At 67.6% G+C, this 5963-nt stretch carries 7 protein-coding genes and 1 pseudogene; 2 read left to right on the forward strand and 6 right to left on the reverse strand.

Features of this window, described 5'->3' with window-relative positions; genetic code table 11:
* From H0W40_RS18595 to H0W40_RS18605, 3 genes and pseudogenes are all read right to left on the reverse strand, one after another.
* Positions 1-800, reverse strand: a pseudogene (locus tag H0W40_RS18595) (ATP-binding protein); the annotation flags it as partial.
* Positions 797-1459, reverse strand: coding sequence for a response regulator transcription factor (locus H0W40_RS18600; RefSeq protein WP_292449232.1), 663 nt, complete (start codon positions 1457-1459; stop codon positions 797-799). The pseudogene H0W40_RS18595 and the gene H0W40_RS18600, both read right to left, overlap by 4 nt.
* Positions 1456-1839, reverse strand: coding sequence for a PepSY domain-containing protein (locus tag H0W40_RS18605; protein ID WP_292449233.1), 384 nt, complete (start codon positions 1837-1839; stop codon positions 1456-1458). Before H0W40_RS18605 ends, H0W40_RS18600 begins: the two co-directional genes overlap by 4 nt.
* Before the next feature lie 135 nt (positions 1840-1974).
* Between H0W40_RS18605 and H0W40_RS18610 the strand changes: the two genes are divergently transcribed.
* Both H0W40_RS18610 and H0W40_RS18615 read left to right on the forward strand, forming a co-directional pair.
* The gene (locus H0W40_RS18610; RefSeq protein ID WP_292449235.1) at positions 1975-2298 is read left to right on the forward strand and encodes a PepSY domain-containing protein; all 324 of its coding nucleotides are present in this window, start codon (positions 1975-1977) and stop codon (positions 2296-2298) included.
* A gap of 5 nt (positions 2299-2303) precedes the next feature.
* Complete coding sequence (locus H0W40_RS18615; protein WP_292449237.1) at positions 2304-3041, forward strand: hypothetical protein; 738 nt, start codon at positions 2304-2306, stop codon at positions 3039-3041.
* A 65-nt stretch (positions 3042-3106) separates the two neighbouring features.
* Here H0W40_RS18615 and ahpF read toward each other — a convergent pair whose 3' ends face one another.
* The 3 genes from ahpF to H0W40_RS18630 form a co-directional block, all read right to left on the reverse strand.
* On the reverse strand, positions 3107-4681 hold the full coding sequence (ahpF, locus tag H0W40_RS18620) for an alkyl hydroperoxide reductase subunit F (RefSeq protein ID WP_292449239.1): 1575 nt from the start codon (positions 4679-4681) through the stop codon (positions 3107-3109).
* Positions 4682-4807: 126 nt separating this feature from the next.
* A complete protein-coding gene (gene ahpC, locus H0W40_RS18625) occupies positions 4808-5371 on the reverse strand; it encodes an alkyl hydroperoxide reductase subunit C (RefSeq protein ID WP_292449241.1) in 564 nt (187 codons plus the stop codon).
* 180 nt (positions 5372-5551) lie between these two features.
* A partial coding sequence (locus H0W40_RS18630) for a pyridoxamine 5'-phosphate oxidase family protein (RefSeq protein ID WP_292449243.1) occupies positions 5552-5963 on the reverse strand: 412 nt, incomplete at its 5' end.

Below are 5963 nucleotides of genomic sequence, written 5' to 3' on the forward strand. Positions count from 1 at the left end.
CCCGGCAGCTGCGCGGACGCATTGGTGATCACCGCCAGCGGCGTCTTCAGCGCATGCGCGAGATTGCCGGTCTGGGTGCGCGCGCGTTCGACGATGGCGGTGTTCTCGTCGAGCAGCCCGTGCAGGTCGTCGATCAGCGGCTGCACCTCGTTCGGGAAACGCCCTTCGACGCGCGTCGCGCGGCCGGCGCGCAGCGCGAGCAAGGCCTCGCGCAGGCGGCCGAGCGGCGCGAGTCCCAGCCGCACCTGCAGCACCGCCGCGGCCATGAGCGCCGCCGCCACGACGGCGAGCGAGACGCCCAGCGTGCGTGCGAAGGAGCCTGTCATGGCGTCGAGGTTGCTCACGTCCGCGCCCGCCGCCACGCGCAGCGCCGCGCTGTCACCGGGCAACTGAACGCTGCGCGACCACAGCACCAGCGGTTGATCGCGCGGCCCCTCGGCTTCGATGCGCTGCACGCCTGTCGTGGGTGCGGCGCTAGCGGGCAACGCGAGCGTGTGATCCCACAGCGAGCGCGATCGCAGCAGCACCGTGTCGCCCTGCTGCACGATCCAGTAGAAGCCGCCGTACGGTTGGCGGAACAGCGGCTCGGACAGTTCGCGGTCCAGACTCACCGCACCGTCTTCGCCGCGCATCAGCGCGGCAATCAGCTCCTCGAGGTGGCCCTGCATGCGCGCGGCCAATTCCGCCTCCACATGCTCGCGAAACAGCCCGCCGAGCACGAAGGCCGCGGCGGCCAGGGCGGCCGCAATCCATGCCAGCGCTGCCAGCAGCAAGCGCCGCTGCAGCGAGCCGGCCTTCACGGGCCGCCTCCCACGCGAAACCCCAGCCCGCGCGCCGTGACGATGAAGTTCTCCGGCAGCTTGCGGCGCAGCCGGGCGATGAAGACATCGATCGTGTTGCTGTCGCGGTCCGCGTCCTGGGCGTACAGGTGCTCGGCCAGCTCGGTGCGCGACACCACGCGCTCGGCATGGTGCATCAGGAATGCGAGCACGCGGTATTCATGTCCGGTCAGGTTGACGACGCTGCCGGCCACGCTGACCTGACAGCTGCGCGTGTCGAGCTGCACGGGGCCGCAGCGGAGTTCCGCCTGAGCATGGCCACCCGAGCGGCGGATCAGCGCACGCGACCGAGCCAGCAGCTCCTCCATCTGGAAAGGCTTGGCGAGGTAGTCGTCGGCACCGGCGTCGATCCCGAGCACCTTCTCCTGCCAACTGCTGCGCGCGGTAAGCAGCAGCACCGGTGTGGCCACGCCGGCCGCACGCCAGGCGCGCAGCACCGCCAGGCCATCGCGGCCGGGCAGGCCCAGGTCGAGCACCACCGCGTCGAAGGGCTCCACCCGGCCGAGATGCTCACCGTCGACGCCGCTGGCGGCGCTGTCGACCGCGTGGCCGCCGGCTCGCAGCGCATCGGCGATCTGCGTGCGCAGCGCAGCGTCGTCCTCGACCACCAGGACCCTCATCGCGACGCGGCTCCGGCGCCGGGGCGCAACTTGAAGACGGTCTCCAGGCGCGCGCCTTCGAGCTTGACGAGTTCGCCGGTGCGCGCGTCGAACTCGAGTTCAATGACCCGGCCGTCGGGCAGCAGAAGTTCGAGCTCGTAAACAAGTTCGCCGTCGTCGCGCTCGAGTTCGACCTCGATGACGCGGCCGCCGAAGTCGCGCTCGACCCGGCTGAGAATGTGCGCCAGCGGCAGCACCTCGCCGCTAGCGCGCGCCGTGCGCGCTCGCTCGTGGTCCACCTTGGGCAGTGGCTCGGCGCCGCCGGCCGGCGCGGGGGCGGCTGCAGCCAGCACTACGAGGCCGACCAGCGCGAAGCGGCGAAAAGCTGTGAGCCTGTTCATCTTCCGAGCGAGGATAGAGGTTGGCGCGTGAACACGGCATGAATGCGGCGTTCATGCACGGTTCACCCGGCACGGCGCACGATGGCCTTTCCGGGTCGCTTGCGGCCTGCCTGTAGTCCAACCCAAGGAGTCGCGATGAAGCCCACCCTGCCCTTCAACACTGGTCTTCGCACCGGCGCGGTTTGCGCGCTGATGGCCTGCGCCGTGCCGGCGTTTTCCCAGACCGAACCCACCGCACCCCCGCTCGCGGCTTCGTCGCCGGCCGCCGCTGCGTCCGCGATGAGCATGGCGCAGGTGATCGAGCACCTCGGCGCGCGCGGCTACAACGACATCCGCGAAGTCGAGCGCAAGAGCGACAAGCTGTTCGAAGTGAAGACGCGCGACGCCCAGGGCGTGCTGCGGGAACTGCTGGTCGATGCGCGCAGCGGCGAAGTGTTGAAATCCGAACGCGACGACTGAGCCTCATGACCCTGCTTTCCTTGCCACGCGCCATCCTGCTGGCCGCCCTGGTGCTGCCGATGACGGCGTGGGCCAGCCCCGCCGACTACATCTTCAGCCCGGTCGTCGAAGACGGCGAACGCGAGATCGACAGCAAGGCCGGCATCGCGCGCGACCGCGACGGGCGCAGCGCCTGGGCCGGCTCGATTGGTCTGGAGTACGGCGTGAACTCCTGGTGGGCCACCGAGGCCACCGTCAATTTCGGCCGCGAGGCGGGTGCCTCCACGCGGCTCGATTCGCTGGAATGGGAAAACCGCCTGCAGTTCACAGAGACCGGCCGGCGGCCGTACGAGATCGGCCTGCTGTTCGAGGTCGAGCGCGCCACCCGCTCGGACGATGGCTGGGAACTGCGCTACGGGCCCTTGCTGCAAGCGCATTGGGGCGCGCTGCAGGCTAACCTGAACCTGCTGTTCGAGCGGCGGCTGCTGGCAAACGAGCAGGAGCCGACCGAGTTCGGCTACCAATGGCAGTTGCGGGCCCGCAGCGACGGCGCGCTGGACTGGGGCGCGCAGGGATTCGGTGAGCTCGGCCGTTGGGACCGCTGGGCGACCCGCTCCGAACAATCGCACATCCTCGGACCGGCGCTGTTTGCGCGGCTGGGCCAGGACGACGACGACCCGCAAGTCGAGGCCGGCCTGCTGCTCGGCACCGGCGGGGCCGCGCCGCGCGCGACCCTGCGGCTGCAGGCGATGATTCCCTTCTAGCGCCGCGGGCCGCTGACAGCGCCCGGGCCAATGCCGCGGCGCTGCCGTCGATCCGGGCGCAAGGCTCACGCAGCCTGGGCCACGGGCGCCATGCGCATCATGTAGTCGAACGCGCCGAGCGCCGCCTTGGCGCCATCGCCGCTGGCGACGATGATCTGCTTGAAGGGCACGGTCGTCGCGTCGCCGGCGGCGAAGATGCCCGCCACCGATGTCGCGCCCTTGGCGTCGACGATGATCTCGCCGTAGCGCGACAACTCCACCGTGCCCTTGAGCCACTCGGTATTGGGCACCAGGCCGATCTGCACGAAGACACCTTCGAGATCGATGCGGCGCGGCTCGCCGCTGGCACGATCGGTGTAGACCAAACCGTTGACCTTCTGACCGTCGCCCGTGATCTCGGTCGTCTGCGCGCCGGTGTGAATGCTGGCGTTGGACAGGCTTTTCAGCTTGTTGACCAGCACCGCGTCGGCGCGCAAATGGGTATCGAACTCCAACAGCGTGACATGGGCGACCACGCCGGCCAGATCGATGGCGGCTTCCACGCCCGAGTTGCCGCCGCCGATCACCGCGACGCGCTTGCCCTTGAACAGCGGTCCGTCGCAGTGGGGGCAATAAGCCACGCCCCGGTTGCGGTACTGCTGTTCGCCGGGGACGTTGATCTCGCGCCAGCGCGCGCCCGTCGACAGGATCACCGTCTTGCTCTTGAGCGATCCGCCGTTGGCGAGCTGAATCTCGATCAGGCCGCCGGCCTCGTCCGCAGGCACGAGCTTGTCGGCACGCTGCAGGTTCATCACATCGACGTCGTAGGCCTTCACATGCTGCTCGAGCGCGGCCGCGAACTTCGGACCGTCGGTCTCGGGCACCGAGATGTAATTCTCGATGGCCAGCGTATCCAGCACCTGGCCACCGAAGCGCTCGGCGGCCACGCCTGTGCGGATGCCCTTGCGAGCGGCATACACGGCAGCCGCGGCACCGGCCGGGCCGCCGCCGATGATCAGCATGTCGTAGGGAGGCTTGGCGCTGAGCCGGGCGGCATCTTGCGCGGCGGCTCCGGTATCCAGCTTGGCGACGATCTCCTCCACGCCCATGCGGCCGGAGCCGAACACTTCGCCATTGAGGTAGATGCTCGGCACCGCCATGACCTGGCGTGCGTTGACCTCGTCCTGGAAGAGGGCGCCGTCGATGATCGTCACGCGCACCTTCGGGTTCACCACGGCCATGAGGTTGAGCGCCTGCACGACGTCCGGGCAGTTGTGGCAGCTCAGCGACATGTAGACCTCGAAGCTGTAGCTGCCATCGAGTGCCGCAATCTGATCGATCAGCGCGGGCTCGACCTTGGGCGGGTGCCCGCCGACCTGCAGCAGGGCCAGCACCAGCGAGGTGAACTCATGGCCCAGCGGAATCGCGGCAAAGCGGATACCCATGTCCGAACCGACCCGGTTCAGGCTGAACGAGGGCTTGCGGGCGTCGGTGCCGTCGGGGCGGAGCGAAATATGCGGCGAGAGCGCGGCGATCTGCTGCAGCAGCGCATGCATGTCGCGCGAGCTGTCGCTGTCGTCGAGCGAGGCCACGATCTCGAGAGGCTCGCGCACCCGCTCGAGGTAGGCCTTCAATTGCACTTCGAGGTTGGCGTCCAACATGGTGTTTCCTACTGCTTTGGTGAGTGGGCGACGGGGCTGAACTCGTCTTACCCGCTGCCGGTAACGGCAGCGGGAGGACCGCCGCATCAAGCGGCGGGCACTCAGCTCGAGGAGCGCTGGAGGCGCTTAGATCCTGCCGACCAGATCCAGCGAGGGCGTCAGCGTCTTGGCGCCTTCATTCCACTTGGCGGGGCAGACTTCACCCGGGTGCGCCGCCACGTATTGAGCGGCCCTCACCTTGCGCAGCAGCTCGCCGGCATCACGGCCGATGCCGTTGTCGTGGATCTCGCACAGCTTGATGCGGCCCTCGGGATTGATCACGAAGGTGCCGCGCAGTGCCAGGCCCTCTTCTTCGATCATGACTTCGAAGTTGCGGGTGATCGCGCCGGTCGGGTCGCCGATCATCGGGTAATGGACCTTCTTGATGGCGTCCGACGTGTCGTGCCAGGCCTTGTGGGCGAAGTGCGTGTCGGTCGACACGCTGTAGACCTCCACGCCCAAGTCCCTGAATTCGCTGTAGCGCTGCGCCAAGTCTTCCAGTTCCGTCGGGCAGACGAAGGTGAAATCGGCGGGGTAGAACACGACGACCGACCACTTGCCCTTGAGGGTTTCGTCGGAGACCGGCACGAACTTGCCGTTGTGATACGCGGTGGCTCGGAAAGGTTTGATCTGGGTGTTGATCAACGACATGGATGTTTCCTAGAAAAGGGTTGAGGCGAGCCGGCAGAGCCTTCAGCGCTTGCTTTTACCGCTCGATACGGGTTAGTACCACCAAATTCTAGTTGCACCGCAACATTTAGTGGATAGATTGAATAAAGTGATTCCTTGCGGAAAAACTATTGGATTCAAACGCCACTGCCGCGCCGTTGATCAGGCCTGTGGATCGCCCGCAGCCACCTTGGCCGACCACTCCTCGATGCTGAGCGGCCCGCCCGCTGCTTCAGTGCGGCCTTGGTCGTAGCCGGGCAGGCTCGGCTGGATGAAGTCCAGCCGCTTCCAGCCGGCCAGCGGCGCCGTTCCGTCGGCCGCCGGCACATAGCGCGAGTCGGCCACTTTCTTCATTCGGTGCACATAGCGCGGGCAGTTCTGGAAGATGGCACTCACCGCCACGCGCACGACAAACTGTGCGCCTGGAAAGCGGGCCATGAGCGTCGGGTCGTCGTCGTGCGTGGCACTGCCCTGAACGCGCAGCCGGAACGGTGTTTCGAAGTCCATGAACAACAGGCCGATCTGCGGATTGGCGACCATGTTGCCCATCGAGTAGTACATGCCGTTGCCGTCG

The organism is Methylibium sp. (assembly GCF_013817345.1).
Classification (GTDB): Bacteria; Pseudomonadota; Gammaproteobacteria; order Burkholderiales; family Burkholderiaceae_C; genus Methylibium.

Excerpts from the sequence above, each read along its gene's own strand:
- H0W40_RS18600 (WP_292449232.1), bottom strand. The coding sequence starts at position 1,459 with ATGAGGGTCCTGGTGGTCGAGGACGACGCTGCGCTGCGCACGCAGATC.
- H0W40_RS18605 (WP_292449233.1), bottom strand. The coding sequence starts at position 1,839 with ATGAACAGGCTCACAGCTTTTCGCCGCTTCGCGCTGGTCGGCCTCGTA.
- H0W40_RS18610 (WP_292449235.1), top strand. The coding sequence starts at position 1,975 with ATGAAGCCCACCCTGCCCTTCAACACTGGTCTTCGCACCGGCGCGGTT.
- H0W40_RS18615 (WP_292449237.1), top strand. The coding sequence starts at position 2,304 with ATGACCCTGCTTTCCTTGCCACGCGCCATCCTGCTGGCCGCCCTGGTG.
- ahpF (WP_292449239.1), bottom strand. The coding sequence starts at position 4,681 with ATGTTGGACGCCAACCTCGAAGTGCAATTGAAGGCCTACCTCGAGCGG.
- ahpC (WP_292449241.1), bottom strand. The coding sequence starts at position 5,371 with ATGTCGTTGATCAACACCCAGATCAAACCTTTCCGAGCCACCGCGTAT.